The organism is Escherichia sp. E1V33, from assembly GCF_004211955.1.
In the GTDB taxonomy this organism is placed as follows: Bacteria; Pseudomonadota; Gammaproteobacteria; order Enterobacterales; family Enterobacteriaceae; genus Escherichia.
The window spans coordinates 1-15,471 of the sequence record NZ_RHJI01000006.1; the positions used below are offsets into that span (position 1 = coordinate 1).

Genomic DNA, 15,471 nt, shown 5'->3' on the forward strand with positions numbered 1-15,471 from the left:
GGCGACAGCAAACAACAAGCAGCCAGCAGGCAATCACAGAAGCCACAGCAGCAATCATCCCCAGCACAACACAACGAACCTCCGATGGATTTTGACGACGATATACCCTTTGCACCAGTAACTCTCCCCTTCCCTCGTCACGCTATTCACGCAATTTAATCAGGAGAAAACCATGCCAGCGCCTCTGTATGGTGCGGACGACGCGCGCCGCTGTTCCGGCAATTCCGTATTGGAGGTGCTGGATAAATTCAGAAAAAACTACGACCTGATAATGTCGCTACCGCAGGAAACGAAAGAGGAAAAGGAATTTCGCCATTGTATATGGCTTGCAGAGAAAGAAGAACGCGAGCGAATTTACCAGACATCAATCCGACCATTCCGCAAAGCCACATATACCCACTTCCCTGAAATTGACCCGCGCCTGCGTAATTACCGCTCACGCTATGGCGCTATCAGTAATGACTGAGGAATTTACCATGAGAGGACTTGCATACAATCCCGGCATTCTTCCGGCAGAAATGATTATTCGCCAACGCGTAAAGCCAATGCCATCGAGAGAGGAATTGCTTAAGCGAAATTCTTTTCCTTCAGTGAGTCAAAACAAATATCTGAATGCGATGTGGCGGAGTGGGAAGAAATGAAACAAATGTCACTAATTGAGATAGATGGATTTCTGAAAGGTAAATGCATCCCACGAGATTTAAAGGTTAACGAAACAAACGCTGAATATCTGGTGCGTAAGTTCGGTGAACTTGAAGCTAAATGCGCGGCGCTGGCGGAGGAGAATGCTGGGCTGAAAAACGCAATGGCCGTAACTCTTGAGCATGTGTCGGTCACGGACGCAGGACAGGCCGGAGTAGCTGCGATGATTATCAATGATGCCCTGCACCACAGCGAAACCCCAGCCACCGACGCTTTCTTGGCTGAAGTCCGGGCGCAGGGATTGGAGATGTTTGCACAGAAATGTAACTCAAAATCCGAACAGTCGCTTGCATCTGATATACGCGACAACTGGAAAAACTCTAACTCGGTGGCCAGTTTTGGTTGACCACTTCAACGTTGACCTGGCCGCCAGCGGCGTTGCCTACAAAGAGCGGATGAATATACCGGTAATTGCAGAACAGGTAGCCCGTGAGCAACCGGAGAACTTGCACACCTATTTCATGGAACGGCTACGATACTGGCCGGCGTTGAATTAATCCACATGATGCGCAAGGGGCAATATCAGCATCCTCAGGGTGATGGATTGTCACCCACAGAACAATTTTATCTGCTGACTTTCCACCGTTAACGCGACACAACCTTAATATGCCACAAAGGTTTTTGTTAACGAGCTGCATCTTTTTCTTTTCTGGGTGATGATTGTTTTATAATAAACAAATAACAACATTTATTCTTGTAAAAGTAATAATATCTCTTTGGTGATCGAATTTATTGATCGCATTTCAATTAAACAAGTAAGGAGTTTTTTATGCCCAAAATTACCGGTGTTCTAGTGAGCCACCATGTGTTCGATATAAAAAAAGACATGGCTAATGGTTCATTCCCGAAAACATTATTTCCAGGCGCGACATTTCAGATGGTGGTTGACAATGATGTTGTCAATAATAATACGTTGGACTGGAGTGTTGTCACCAATGCGGGAGACAATTCGCTGACTGTAAATCAGGACGGCGTGGTGTCATTTTCAAATGATATTGATGAAAGTTGCATTGGTAAAACATTTGTTATTTTTGCGAAGGATAAAGCCACAGGGAAAAATGTGTCATCTTATTTAATTAAACCTTATCGCTTCTTTAAACCTCGTACCGCAACGTCGGACAGATTTTACGATGCATTGTTTTGGATTGAGGATAAAAAAGGGACTGTCCCGGCACGACGCGATATCAATAATGTCCCTTTCGATGAACTGACGGGAGAAATGTTTCATGATGTAAAACGTGAAGTGAATTCCGGGCTTTTTCAGGAATGGGGATTTTTACTGTTTAGTGGGTGGACTAATCCTGTACGTGGTGATATTGGTAGTCTCGAATCAGAAATTTTCACTTTAGAAAATGACAGTATATTTATATCGACAGTCAACTCCCTCCCATACTCCAGAGATCTCCATGATGATATGGACTCCCAGTCTGCACAGGCTGTAGCGTTTTACGGGGAATCTGTTGTTTCCTGATGTTTTAATGAGTTTTTAATAGTCTCCGTCTTTTTAATTTAAAGAGACGGAGATTATCGGCTCTGCAACGTGAAGCTCAGGAACAAAGGTTGTGTCGCGTTAACGGTGGAAAGTCAGCAAAAGTTGTATTGCTGGCTTTTCATGCAGCCAGCAGATAAATTGTTCCGCGGGTGACAGCCATTACCGCGAAGGCATATTGCAAGGGGCGTTGCTTGTGGTCGATTCCTCACTCACTCCAGTTGATGGTTCGCTGCTTGTATGTGCTTATCGCATAAAGAGATATCGGAAGCATCCGCGCCGCTATGATTGTCTTTCTCCTGATGCAGGAAAAGCAGAATGGCTAAATCAGCAGCAGAGCGCAAAGCCGATCAGAGAGCCAAGCAAGCATCATCCGGTATGCGTAAGCTGGAGCTTGTACTTGATGCTCAGGAAATTGAAATGCTGGAGCGTAACTGTGCCACGCGTCGCTTCAGGCGTGCGCCTTACGAGTTTGGTGAGTACATCGCGTTACTGAGCCGCCAGGATGATGCACTTGTGCGCTGGCGTATAAAATCGATCAGCATAAAACGTTGCGGTAAGTGCGGCGAGAGAGTTCCTGTTAATTCATGCCCGTGTAATGGTGACTCACAATGCTGGGTGACCAAAGGCTGATTCGAATTTAAGAACTGAAAGAACACCAAGCCGCCTGATGGCGGTTTTTTATTGGAGACAAGAAATGTCAGATTTGGCTATGAAGATTTTGAAATGGCAAACGACTGGCGATGTCGGCATCAGTAGCGCAACTCTTGCCTCAATCGCATGTGGACTGAAAAAGAATATCTATGGTCATCACTTCGGTGCTCCACATGACGCAGCCGATTTCCGACGATGCGTTGCACTTGTTGAGCAGATTCCAGAAATCAGAGATTCATTCGACAAGGTTGCAAAGCGCGTTCCGGCATTCAAAGGCATCCTCAACGAATGGGATTCTCTCGTTGCTCTGTTGAAGTCTGAAATGAAGATACACGGAAACAAAGCACCAGAAACTTACAGAAGAATTAGCGAGCTACGCAAGTACTAACCACAGCCTCACACTCGATGAGGCCTGTTCATTTCTCAAGATATCCAGACCTACCATCGCCGCATCAATGCGGCTTTTTCTTGCGTGTAATTGCGGAGACTTTGCGATGTACTTGACACTTCAGGAGTGGAACGCACGCCAGCGACGCCCAAGAAGCCTTGAAACAGTTCGTCGATGGGTACGCGAGTGCAGGATATTCCCTCCTCCGGTTAAAGATGGAAGAGAGTATCTGTTCCACGAATCAGCGGTAAAGGTTGACTTAAATCGACCAGTAACAGGTAGCCTTTTGAAGAGGATCAAAAATGGGAAGAAGGCGAAGTCATGAGCGCCGGGATTTACCCCCTAATCTTTATATAAGAAACAATGGATATTACTGCTACAGGGACCCAAGGACGGGTAAAGAGTTTGGATTAGGCCGAGACAGGAGGATAGCAATCACTGAAGCTATACAGGCCAACATTGAGTTATTTTCAGGACACAAGCACAAGCCTCTGACAGCGAGAATCAACAGTGATAATTCTGTTACGTTACATTCATGGCTTGATCGCTACGAAAAAATCCTCGCCAGCAGAGGAATCAAGCAGAAGACACTCATAAATTACATGAGCAAAATTAAAGCAATAAGGAGGGGTCTGCCTGATGCTCCACTTGAAGACATCACCACAAAAGAAATTGCGGCAATGCTCAATGGATACATAGACGAGGGCAAGGCGGCGTCAGCCAAGTTAATCAGATCAACACTGAGCGATGCATTCCGAGAGGCAATAGCTGAAGGCCATATAACAACAAACCCGGTCGCTGCCACTCGCGCAGCAAAATCAGAGGTAAGGAGATCAAGACTTACGGCTGACGAATACCTGAAAATTTATCAAGCAGCAGAATCATCACCATGTTGGCTCAGACTTGCAATGGAACTGGCTGTTGTTACCGGGCAGCGAGTTGGTGATTTATGCGAAATGAAGTGGTCTGATATCGTAGATGGATATCTTTATGTCGAGCAAAGCAAAACAGGCGTAAAAATTGCCATCCCTACAACATTGCATGTTGATGCTCTCGGGATATCAATGAAGGAAACACTTGATAAATGCAAAGAGATTCTTGGCGGAGAAACCATAATTGCATCTACTCGTCGTGAACCGCTTTCATCCGGCACAGTATCAAGGTATTTTATGCGCGCACGAAAAGCATCAGGTCTTTCCTTCGAAGGGGATCCGCCAACCTTTCACGAGTTGCGCAGTTTGTCTGCAAGACTCTATGAGAAGCAGATAAGCGATAAATTTGCTCAACATCTTCTCGGGCATAAGTCGGACACCATGGCATCACAGTATCGTGATAACAGAGGCAGGGAGTGGGACAAAATTGAAATCAAATAATGATTTTATTTTGACTGATAGTGACCTGTTCGTTGCAACAAATTGATAAGCAATGCTTTTTTATAATGCCAACTTAGTATAAAAAAGCAGGCTTCAACGGATTCATTTTTTCCATTTCAAAGCCCGGAGCAACCTGTGAACACATTTTCAGTTTCCCGTCTGGCGCTGGCACTGGCTTTTGGCGTGACGCTGACCGCCTGTAGCTCAACACCGCCCGATCAACGTCCTTCTGATCAAACCGCGCCTGGTACGTCTTCTCGGCCGATTCTGTCGGCAAAAGAAGCGCAGAATTTCGATGCGCAACACTATTTTGCGTCCCTGACGCCAGGTGCTGCGGCGTGGAATCCTTCACCTATTACTCTGCCTGCTCAACCTGACTTTGTTGTCGGACCGACGGGTACACCGGGTGTGACGCACACGACTATTCAGGCAGCGGTGGATGCGGCAATTATCAAACGCACCAATAAACGCCAGTATATTGCCGTGATGCCAGGTGAGTATGAAGGCACGGTCTATATCCCTGCCGCTCCGGGTGGAATCACCGTCTACGGTACAGGCGAAAAACCGATTGATGTGAAAATTGGACTTTCCCTTGATGGGGGCATGAGCCCTGCCGACTGGCGTCACGACGTCAACCCGCGCGGCAAATATATGCCAGGTAAACCAGCGTGGTATATGTACGATAGCTGCCAGAGCAAACGTAGCAACAGCATTGGCGTTCTGTGTTCCGCGGTCTTCTGGTCACAAAATAATGGCCTGCAACTGCAAAACCTGACCATCGAAAACACGTTGGGCGATAGCGTAGATGCGGGTAACCATCCGGCGGTGGCGCTGCGTACTGATGGCGACAAAGTGCAGATCAATAACGTCAACATTCTTGGTCGTCAGAATACCTTCTTTGTCACCAACAGTGGTGTGCAAAACCGTCTGGAAACCAACCGTCAGCCACGTACTCTGGTGACCAACAGTTACATTGAAGGGGATGTGGATATCGTTTCTGGTCGCGGCGCAGTGGTGTTTGATAACACCGAATTCCGCGTGGTGAACTCCCGTACCCAGCAAGAAGCGTATGTGTTTGCACCGGCTACGCTGTCTAACATCTATTACGGTTTCCTGGCAGTAAATAGCCGTTTCAATGCTTCTGGTGATGGCGTCGCACAACTGGGCCGTTCGCTGGATGTTGATGCTAATACCAACGGTCAGGTGGTGATTCGTGATAGCGCCATCAACGAAGGTTTTAACACAGCCAAACCGTGGGCTGATGCGGTGATTTCCAATCGTCCGTTTGCGGGTAACACCGGCAGCGTTGACGATAGCGACGAAGTACAGCGCAATCTGAATGACACTAACTACAACCGCATGTGGGAATACAATAACCGCGGCGTCGGTAGTAAAGTGGTTGCAGAGGCGAAAAAGTAAAAGCTATTTACTTTTTGCCGGATGCGGCGTAAACGCCTTATTCGGCCTACAGATTCAATGCGATTCGTAGGTCGGATAAGATGCGTCAGCATCGCATCCGACAATAAGTGCCGGATGCTGCGTAAATGCCTTATCTGGCCTACAGATTCGATGCGATTCGTAGGTCGGATAAGATGCGTCAGCATCGCATCCGACAATAAGTGCCGGATGCGACCCACATTCACATGGTGCTTTTTACATCTGACGGTTTTTATTGAAGTTAATCAAACTACCCGCCTTGATAATCTCGCGCTCTTCGGCCGTCAGGCTTTCCATATAAAGCGTAATTTCCGTTACCGGCGCATCTTGATGGATCACATAACCTTTAAACGTCGTACCCGGATTATCCAGCGCCGCTTTAATGCCAGGGATGTAAATGTAATCACCTACGTCAAAGTTCGGTACTTCCGCCATCTGCAGCGGTAACATCCCCCAGTTGATGACGTTAGAACGGTAGCGTTTGGTGGCGTATTCCTCGGCGATATTCGCCAGACCGCCAATCACACGCTGACAGCTTGCCGCCTGTTCACGCGCAGAACCATCGCCTGGTTTCACCGCATAGATCATGCTGCCAATTTCAGTTTGCAGCGGGTCAATATTTTCCTGACCAGCAATCTGCTTAATGCGCGCAAACACCTCTGTCAGTTCGCTGACATTCCCCGCCAGACGCTGATTTTCCAGCTCAGCAGTCGCTTTACTTCTGCCAACATAACCCGGATCGCGGCGTGACAGGGTAAACTCCGCCAGACCAATCGGATTTGAACGATAAGAAGAGGTTTCCCCGGAAGGAATCAGTTCGTCGGTGGTGGTCACTTCGTCGAGGATCTTCGAGCACACTTTGAGGACGATATTGTCAGTCAGCGCACCCAATTCCGGCCAGTCTTTAATGTTCGGTCCGTAAATCAGCGGTTGCTGAGTCGCCCCTTTCACAAAGCCCTGATAAACACGGTTTTTATACGGTGTCACATCGAAGGCGTACTCCGGCACGTTTTCCCAGCAATCGAGTTCGCTCGCAGAGGTTAAATAGCCACCGTTTGCCGCAGTCGCAGCGATAGAACGAGCGTCCATCAACGCCACCGCTGACATCTGCCCATTAGCTGGCTTAGAACCTTCGCGGTTCGGGAAGTTACGCGTGGTGTGGCGAATACTCAAACCGTTGTTGATTGGCGTATCGCCCGCGCCAAAGCATGGGCCGCAGAACGCGGTTCTGATGATTGCGCCTGCGCCAATCAAATCTGCTACCACACCTTTTTTGGCGAGATCCATAAACACCGGCTGTGATGACGGGTAAACCGCCAGCGAGAAGGTGTCATTGCCACAGGATTGACCGCGCAGTGCATTCGCCGCCGCGATGACGTTTTCGTAGTTACCGCCAGAACAGCCCGCGATAATCCCCTGCTGCACTTTCAGGCGACCATTTTCCACTTTGTCCAGCAGCGAGAGTTTGGCTTTACCGTGCGCCACGCGTTCTGACTCAATTTCAATCTCACGCAGAATGTCGGTCAGGTTCTGGTTCAGTGTGTCGATTTCATACACGTTGCTCGGGTGGAACGGCAGCGCAATCATTGGTTTGATGGCGCTTAAATCAACGCTGATGCAGCCATCGTAGTACGCCATCGGTTGAGGGTTAAGCTGGCAGTAATCCTGGCCGCGACCGTGCAGCGCCAGCCAGTTATGCACTTCTTCATCGGTTTGCCAGACAGAACTTAAACAGGTCGTTTCAGTGGTCATAACGTCAACGCTGTTACGAAAATCGGTAGAGAGCGCAGCAACACCGGGACCTACGAATTCCATCACTTTGTTTTTGACGTAGCCGTTTTTGAACACGGCACCGATGATAGCCAGCGCCACATCCTGCGGCCCGACATACGGCGCTGGTTTTCCGGTCAGATGCACCGCAACAACTCCCGGATAGTCGATATCCCAGGTGTCATTAAGCAGCTGTTTTACCAACTCGCCGCCGCCCTCACCGACTGCCATTGTCCCTAATGCACCGTAACGAGTGTGGCTGTCTGACCCGAGGATCATTTTGCCGCCGCCTGCCATCATTTCACGCATATATTGATGGATGACCGCAATATGCGGAGGCACAAAAATACCGCCATAACGCTGGGCCGCCGATAAACCAAAAACATGGTCATCACCGTTAATGGTGCCGCCGACGGCGCAGAGTGAGTTATGGCAGTTGGTCAGCACATACGGCAGCGGGAAACGTTCCATACCGGACGCTTTAGCGGTCTGTACAATACCAACAAAGGTAATATCGTGTGAGGCTAATGAATCAAACTTAATTTTAAGTTTATCCATATTTCCGGACGTGTTATGAGAAGAGAGAATAGACCAGGCAATAGTGCCTTTTTTTGCTTCTTCTTTTTTAATTTCGCCGGTGAAATGTTCTTCGGAAATTATTTCGTTATTACTGGCGAGAAACACGCCTTTTTCAGATAACTTGATCATCAAATGCTCCAGATATCTGCGCACCGGTAAGTGCGCAGAATGATAATAAATGGATATACTCTAAATAATTCGAGTTGCAGGAAGGCGACAAGCGAGTGAATCCCCAGGAGCTTACATAAGTAAGTGACTGGGGTGAGCGAACGCAGACGCAGCACATGCAACTTGAAGTATGACGAGTATATTTACAGCATGTTCCAGCCGATCAGCATATTCCACCACCACACGCCGAGGGTGATATGCACCAGGAAGGTTAATATCGTCAGCACCGCACCGACCAACCACCAGGATTTAATATCGTTGTAACCCACACCAAAGATGACCGGACCTGCCGCGCCGCCATAGTGAGTAACCATGCCGCCATAGGAGTTGGAGAAAAGCAGCGCCAGCGCAGTTAACATTAACGGTGCACCGGAGACATTCGCCAGCATGGCAAATACCGGCAACATGGCAACGATATAGGCACTACCGGAAGCGAAGAAATAACGCACGATGATGCTAAGGAAAATAATAACGAAGAAGGCAACGTTACCGTGACCATCAAATGCCAGGTTATTTTTAAAGACTTCAGCTAACCATTCGAAGAATTTAACTTTCGATAATAATGAGCTTAAACCGATAATACCGCCGTACCAGATTAATGTATTCCAGCCGCCTTTATTTTTAACCACGTCTTCCCAGGTAACGATACCCAGCAGCAGCATGGTCGCCATAACAACAATAGCCACTGAAGATTCATCAACACCCAGGCTCTTACTGAAAATCCAGCCAAGCAGTGCCAGCACAAACACAACGAGCAGCATTTTTTCGCGGATTTTCATCGGTCCCAGTTCAGCAAGACCGGCTTTAGCGATAGTTTTGTTATCCACCTTCTTAATTTCTGGCGGATACATGGTGTAAATCACCAGCGGAGTAACCAGCAGCATAATGATGCCCGGCAATCCGGCGGCCAGCGCCCATCCACCCCAGCTAATTTGCAGGTGCAGAATGTCGTTGATCATTTTCAGCGCCAGAATGTTCCCCGCCATTGCGGTAAAGAACATATAACTGGTGGTTTTGGTGACCATGTAAATGGACATCATCAGGTAATGTCCAACACGACGCGGACTTTTTTCCGGTTCTGATCCCAAAGCCACTGCCACGCTGTTGATTATCGGTAACACGATGCCGCCCGCACGCGCGGTGTTAGACGGCGTTGCCGGAGCAAGTACCAGATCGAGAAATACCGTAACGTAGCCCAGCCCCAGCGTGGTATTACCGATTTTACCAATCAGCAAATAGGCGATACGTTTACCTAAGCCAGTAGTTACAAACGCGGCGCTTAAGGTGAACGCTGAGAATACCAGCCAGGTTGTACCGGAAGAGTAACCGCTTAGTACGGCGGTGGTTTTAAACGCACCGTCGGATAAGTTACCGACCACCACCATGGAGGCAGCAACGGCAATTAACAATACGACAGGTTCCGGGAAAGGCTTGATAACCAGACCCACAATTGCCGCCAGATAAATACCAAAAAGTACCCATGCCAGTTCGCTTAATCCTGCCGGTGCTGGCATAACACCAATAATACATGGGATCGCTAATATCAGAATTAGCTTCCATAATGATTTTTTATTCATTTAATATCCTGAGCTTTCTGTATTACTCATACAGAATTCCTTTATTGATTGTCCTTATCACGACAACAAAATTTTTCAGGGAAGATAAACTTCACCGGAAAATATTTTTCTGGCCGTCCGAATAACAGATGCGCGTAACGTTGCGGCATCCTGACCTTCATTACTTAAATGAACATCAAGCGCACCACTGGGGTGTTCAATATTGATATTGCCGTACCCCACAGAAGGGACGATTTGTCGGGTGACGGTGCCTTCCAACGCACAGCTACTGGAAATAGCAATAGCCCCCGTAATAGCCAACGCGCGATGACATGAGTGCGGCATAAAATAACGCACATTAATCGCACCGCCTTTCTGTGCAGGTGAAATAAGCACAGGTTTAGGAATCACCATATTGCTGACATCCCCTAAGCCCATGGCTTTACCGGCTTGTAAACGGATTGATTCGATACGGGCTAATAATGCTTTGTCGGCATCCAGTTCCGCAGGCAATTCATACCCAGTTTTCCCCAGATATTCAGCGGGAATAATGACAACTGGCATCGCCATATCAATACAGGTCACCGGAACATCGTCGAAATAATCAATCTGATTATCGGTCGGGAAAACTTTTCCGGTTTTCGTTCCGGCGGCATTCAGGAAAGTGAGCGCAACTGGCGCGGCAGTACCCGGTACGCCGTCAATCCTGGCACTACCTTCGTACTCGACAACACCATTTGGCGTTTGCACATCAGCTTCGATGAAAGTACCAGTATTGACGTTGCGGATACGAACACGGGTGACCGGTGATGTCGCTGGAATCAAACCATTTTCAATGGCGAATGCCCCAACGCCAGATAGCATATTGCCGCAGTTTGGTGTGGTATCGACACGCTGCTCATGGACGATAACCTGAGCAAACAGATAATCGACATCAGCACGCGGATCGCTGGAACGGCTAATAATGGCGACTTTACTGGTCAGCGGATTTCCGCCGCCAATACCGTCAATTTCCAGATCGTTACCGGAACCCATAATTGCCATCAATATTTTATCGCGCTGCGTTTGATCTTCGGGTAAGTGTTCCGCTAACAGGAACGCGCCCCTCGAGGTTCCACCTCGCATCATCACGCAGGGTATTTTTTTCATAATAATGCCCTCAATTTAAAAACATAACTTATTGCGATATGGTTACATTAAGGGCAAAGCATCTCTAATGACTTTAGCTCCACGATTAATAACATTTTTTCATTAATTTAAGTGATTAAATTGCAGTTAAACTGTTTAACAGTAAATCACTAAAACGCATCGCTTCCATTTTTCGGAGTAATAATGAAGCATGAACTATCAAGTATGAAGGCATTTGTTACGCTGGCAGAGTCCAGCTCATTTAACAATGCTGCTAAATTACTCAATATTACGCAACCTGCATTAACACGCAGAATAAAAAAGATGGAAGAGGATTTACATGTTCAGCTCTTTGAGCGCACAACTCGCAAGGTTACATTAACAAAAGCAGGAAAAAGGTTACTCCCGGAGGCGCGGGAATTAATAAAGAAATTAGATGAAACGCTTTTTAATATTCGCGATATGAATGCTTATCATCGAGGTATGGTGACGTTAGCGTGTATTCCGACCGCGGTATTTTATTTTTTGCCATTGGCAATCGGTAAATTTAATGAGCTGTATCCCAATATTAAAGTGCGGATTCTGGAACAAGGCACGAATAATTGTATGGAATCGGTGCTATGCAACGAATCTGACTTTGGCATAAACATGAACAATGTCACAAATTCATCTATTGATTTTACCCCACTGGTCAACGAGCCGTTCGTGCTGGCCTGTCGGCGTGACCATCCATTGGCCAAAAAGCAGCTTGTAGAATGGCAGGAGTTAGTAGGTTACAAAATGATTGGCGTACGCTCCTCCAGCGGCAACCGACTGTTGATAGAACAACAGCTAGCCGACAAGCCCTGGAAGCTGGACTGGTTTTACGAAGTTCGCCATCTTTCGACCTCATTAGGATTGGTGGAAGCTGGACTAGGGATTTCGGCGCTTCCTGGCCTGGCAATGCCTCATGCGCCCTATTCTTCGATTATTGGAATCCCATTGGTGGAACCGGTCATTCGTCGAACATTGGGAATAATTCGCCGTAAAGATGCCGTACTTTCTCCAGCAGCAGAACGCTTTTTTGCCTTGCTGATTAATTTGTGGACTGACGATAAAGACAATTTGTGGACCAATATCGTCGAACGCCAGAGACATGCGTTACAGGAGATGGGTTAATACTCCCGGCGCAGGAGATTCAGCGCCGGGTAAATCAGCGGTTAGTGTGCGTTCACCACAACCCACATTGGCCCCTGCCCTACCGCATAGCGGCCTTTTTCATGCAGCAGCCCCTGCTCGCCGGCAATTTCGTATACCGAGATGTGGTGCGATTTTTGCCCGGCGGCAATCAGATACTTGCCACTGTGATCAACATTAAAGCCACGTGGTTGGGTTTCAGTTGGCTGGTATCCTTCTTTACTCAACACGCTGCCATCTTCCGAAACGCTGAAAACGGTAATCAGACTGGCGGTACGGTCGCAGGCATACAAATGGCGACCATCCGGAGTGATATGAATATCAGCAGCCCAACGGGTGTCGGAGAAGTTTTCTGGCATCATATCCAGCGTCTGTACGCATTCGATATTGCCGTGTGGATCTTTCAGTTCCCAGACATCCACTGAACTGTTTAACTCATTGACACAATACGCATATTGTTCGTTTGGATGGAATACCATATGACGCGGGCCGGCCCCTTCAACGGTAGTCACTTCCGCCGGTTCCTGCGCCACCAGATGACCGTCATCGCTGACGGTAAACAGGCAAATACGATCCTGCTTTAATGCCGGAACCCACAGGGTGCGGTTATCCGGTGAAATATTGGCGGAATGGCAGCCGTCCAGTCCCTCAACCACATCGACGACGCCCACTGGCAGGCCATCTTCCAGTCGCGTTACGCTTACATTGCCCGCATTATAAGAGCCGACAAAGACAAATTGCCCCTGGTGATCGGTGGAAATATGCGTCGGGCTACCCGGCAACGCAGACTCTGCGGCAAAGGTCAACGCGCCATCGTCCGGTGCAATACGATACGCCAGAACACGAAACTCCGGGCGAACGCCGACATAGAGATAACGTTTATCCGGGCTGACCACCATCGGCTGCACCTGCCCCGGCACATCGACAACCTGTGTCAGCGTCAGCACGCCTTCATGATTCAGGTTCCAGACGTGAATTTGCTGGCTCTCAGGGCTGGCGATATAAACTGTTTGCTTCATGAATGCTCCTTTGCATTTAGCAACTGACTTTAACAGCTAAAATTAGTCGCTTTTGGCGGTGAATGCTGAATTAAAACTCAGAATTTTGTCCAATAGTGGTATCGGTGTACCATTCGCGCAGACGAAAATTCTTAACCTTAATCTGGAAAACGCCATGACCACACGCGTGATTGCTCTCGACTTAGACGGCACCTTATTGACACCCAAAAAGACTCTGCTTCCCTCATCGATTGAAGCCCTTGCCCGCGCTCGCGAAGCAGGTTACCAATTGATTATCGTCACGGGTCGCCATCACGTCGCTATTCATCCTTTTTATCAGGCGCTGGCGCTGGATACACCTGCTATTTGCTGTAATGGCACCTATTTGTATGATTATCATGCAAAAACTGTGCTTGAAGCCGATCCAATGCCTGTTAACAAAGCCCTGCAACTCATTGAGATGTTGAATGAACACCACATTCACGGTCTGATGTATGTGGATGACGCAATGGTTTATGAGCATCCGACCGGACATGTCATTCGCACTTCTAACTGGGCGCAGACTTTGCCGCCAGAACAGCGCCCGACTTTCACACAAGTCGCTTCTCTGGCTGAAACAGCGCAACAAGTTAACGCCGTGTGGAAGTTCGCTCTCACGCACGATGAACTGCCGCAGTTACAGCATTTTGGTAAGCATGTTGAACATGAGTTGGGTCTGGAGTGTGAATGGTCCTGGCACGATCAGGTTGATATTGCGCGCGGCGGCAACAGTAAAGGCAAACGCCTGACGAAATGGGTTGAGGCGCAAGGCTGGTCGATGGAAAACGTAGTCGCATTCGGCGATAACTTCAATGATATCAGTATGCTGGAAGCCGCTGGTACAGGCGTGGCGATGGGCAACGCCGATGACGCGGTAAAAGCGCGCGCCAACATTGTGATTGGTGATAACACCACCGACAGCATTGCCCAGTTCATTTATAGCCACCTGATTTAATCAGGCGGTTATCGAGACACTTTTAATTTGCGCGTATAGCCACAGGCCAGGTTTGATCGCCAGTTCATCCCTGGCCCACGGGCTTATCCGCGCCCACAGCGTTTTACCGCCAACTTCCAGTTCCACTTCCACCTGACCGTTGTCGTCATAGCTATTGACGACTTTGGCGCGCAGCACATTGCGGATGCTGGTTTGTTGCGGCGGTTGTAAAACCAAAGAAACATCGGAAGCCTGGATGCGGATGCGTAGCGCGGCTTGCAGCGGTTCATCCAGCTTATTAACCCACAAATGCTGATCGCCCAGCGCCAGCGCGGTCATCGCGTAACGCGGATGATGTTCCAGTACCGTTACTTTCAGAATGCTACTTTGTTGCTCTTTCGGCAGCCACGGATTCATCACGCTACTGCCCCACACTTCTTCCAGCGCACCGAACGCCTTCACCTGACCGTTTTCCAGTACCATCACTTTGTCCGCCAGATGGAGGATCTCATCCAGCGAATGACTGACATACAACATCGGAATGTTGATTTCCCGCGTCAACCGTTGCAGATAAGGCAATAGCTCGCGTTTTCGCGGAAGATCCAGCGACGCCAGCGGTTCATCCAGCAATAATAATTCCGGAGCCGTCAGCAATGCCCGGCCAATTGCCACACGCTGTTTTTCTCCCCCGGAAAGACTCCCTGGTAAACGATCAAGCAACGGTTCAATGCCTAAAAGCGCCACCAGCTTATCAAACTGATCGACCATACTTTTCGCCATGCCGTAGCGCAGATTGCCGCGCACTTTGTAATGCGGAAACAGTCGCGCATCCTGAAAAACATAGCCAACGCGGCGTTTTTCAGGCGTCAGGCAGATCCCTTTTTCGGCGTCATTTAGTACCCGACCATTGAGAACAATCCGCCCTTTTTGCGGGCGCGTCAGGCCACTGATGGCATTAATCAGCGATGTTTTTCCGGCACCAGAGACGCCAAAGATAGCTGTGATGCCGTTGGCGGGCAGCTTTTCATTAATCGTCAGGCAATGGTTGCCCAACGTCTGGGAAAAATTCAGTTCCAGCAT

The 15,471-nt window shown here is 48.5% G+C and carries 18 protein-coding genes; 13 read left to right on the top strand and 5 right to left on the bottom strand.

The window, feature by feature from the left end; genetic code table 11:
* From D9742_RS23220 to D9742_RS06025, 11 genes are all read left to right on the top strand, one after another.
* Nucleotides 1-159 (top strand): single-stranded DNA-binding protein (locus D9742_RS23220; protein ID WP_130236313.1); only part of this gene is annotated, 159 nt, incomplete at its 5' end.
* Between the two features lie 13 nt (nt 160-172).
* Nucleotides 173-466, top strand: a complete 294-nt coding sequence (locus D9742_RS05975; protein WP_064529150.1) for a phage anti-RecBCD protein — start codon at nt 173-175, stop codon at nt 464-466.
* 10 nt (nt 467-476) lie between these two features.
* Entirely contained in the window at nt 477-641 is a 165-nt protein-coding gene (locus D9742_RS05980) for a DUF2737 family protein (protein ID WP_130236314.1), read from the top strand.
* A complete protein-coding gene (locus D9742_RS05985; RefSeq protein WP_130236315.1) occupies nt 638-1,048 on the top strand; it encodes a hypothetical protein in 411 nt (136 codons plus the stop codon). Before D9742_RS05980 ends, D9742_RS05985 begins: the two co-directional genes overlap by 4 nt.
* Nucleotides 1,041-1,199, top strand: coding sequence for a DNA polymerase III subunit theta (locus tag D9742_RS05990; RefSeq protein ID WP_105269881.1), 159 nt, complete (start codon nt 1,041-1,043; stop codon nt 1,197-1,199). The genes D9742_RS05985 and D9742_RS05990 overlap by 8 nt, the downstream gene beginning before the upstream one ends.
* A 272-nt stretch (nt 1,200-1,471) precedes the next feature.
* Nucleotides 1,472-2,173, top strand: coding sequence for a hypothetical protein (locus D9742_RS05995; protein ID WP_130210873.1), 702 nt, complete (start codon nt 1,472-1,474; stop codon nt 2,171-2,173).
* Between the two features lie 336 nt (nt 2,174-2,509).
* Nucleotides 2,510-2,824: a hypothetical protein gene (locus D9742_RS06005; protein WP_130210875.1), complete on the top strand. Its 315-nt coding sequence runs from the start codon at nt 2,510-2,512 to the stop codon at nt 2,822-2,824.
* 64 nt (nt 2,825-2,888) lie between these two features.
* Nucleotides 2,889-3,233 carry a hypothetical protein gene (locus tag D9742_RS06010; RefSeq protein ID WP_130210877.1) on the top strand — a complete coding sequence of 115 codons (345 nt, stop codon included), beginning with the start codon at nt 2,889-2,891 and terminating at the stop codon, nt 3,231-3,233.
* A gap of 106 nt (nt 3,234-3,339) precedes the next feature.
* On the top strand, nt 3,340-3,558 hold the full coding sequence (locus tag D9742_RS06015; RefSeq protein WP_001337487.1) for an excisionase: 219 nt from the start codon (nt 3,340-3,342) through the stop codon (nt 3,556-3,558).
* Nucleotides 3,536-4,606 (top strand): tyrosine-type recombinase/integrase, encoded by a 1,071-nt coding sequence (locus tag D9742_RS06020; protein ID WP_130236316.1) that lies wholly within the window; start codon nt 3,536-3,538, stop codon nt 4,604-4,606. The genes D9742_RS06015 and D9742_RS06020 overlap by 23 nt, the downstream gene beginning before the upstream one ends.
* Nucleotides 4,607-4,741: 135 nt before the next feature.
* Nucleotides 4,742-6,025, top strand: a complete 1,284-nt coding sequence (locus tag D9742_RS06025) for a putative acyl-CoA thioester hydrolase (RefSeq protein ID WP_130236317.1) — start codon at nt 4,742-4,744, stop codon at nt 6,023-6,025.
* Nucleotides 6,026-6,259: 234 nt separating this feature from the next.
* On the opposite strand, the gene D9742_RS06030 is transcribed toward D9742_RS06025, so the two are convergent.
* From D9742_RS06030 to D9742_RS06040, 3 genes are all read right to left on the bottom strand, one after another.
* Nucleotides 6,260-8,521, bottom strand: coding sequence for a hydratase (locus D9742_RS06030; RefSeq protein WP_130236318.1), 2,262 nt, complete (start codon nt 8,519-8,521; stop codon nt 6,260-6,262).
* Nucleotides 8,522-8,703: 182 nt separating this feature from the next.
* Complete coding sequence (locus D9742_RS06035; protein WP_130236319.1) at nt 8,704-10,137, bottom strand: anion permease; 1,434 nt, start codon at nt 10,135-10,137, stop codon at nt 8,704-8,706.
* Nucleotides 10,138-10,212: 75 nt separating this feature from the next.
* A complete protein-coding gene (locus D9742_RS06040; RefSeq protein ID WP_130236320.1) occupies nt 10,213-11,265 on the bottom strand; it encodes a 4-oxalomesaconate tautomerase in 1,053 nt (350 codons plus the stop codon).
* Between the two features lie 183 nt (nt 11,266-11,448).
* Between D9742_RS06040 and D9742_RS06045 the strand changes: the two genes are divergently transcribed.
* Nucleotides 11,449-12,402 carry a LysR family transcriptional regulator gene (locus D9742_RS06045; RefSeq protein WP_130236321.1) on the top strand — a complete coding sequence of 318 codons (954 nt, stop codon included), beginning with the start codon at nt 11,449-11,451 and terminating at the stop codon, nt 12,400-12,402.
* Between the two features lie 41 nt (nt 12,403-12,443).
* Here the strand turns inward: D9742_RS06045 and pgl are convergent, their stop codons facing one another.
* The gene (gene pgl / locus D9742_RS06050; RefSeq protein ID WP_130236322.1) at nt 12,444-13,439 is read right to left on the bottom strand and encodes a 6-phosphogluconolactonase; all 996 of its coding nucleotides are present in this window, start codon (nt 13,437-13,439) and stop codon (nt 12,444-12,446) included.
* A 154-nt stretch (nt 13,440-13,593) separates the two neighbouring features.
* On the opposite strand from pgl, the gene ybhA reads away from it, so the two are divergent.
* Nucleotides 13,594-14,412, top strand: a complete 819-nt coding sequence (gene ybhA, locus D9742_RS06055; RefSeq protein WP_130236323.1) for a bifunctional pyridoxal phosphate/fructose-1,6-bisphosphate phosphatase — start codon at nt 13,594-13,596, stop codon at nt 14,410-14,412.
* On the opposite strand, the gene modC is transcribed toward ybhA, so the two are convergent.
* On the bottom strand, nt 14,413-15,471 hold the full coding sequence (modC, locus tag D9742_RS06060) for a molybdenum ABC transporter ATP-binding protein ModC (protein ID WP_130236324.1): 1,059 nt from the start codon (nt 15,469-15,471) through the stop codon (nt 14,413-14,415).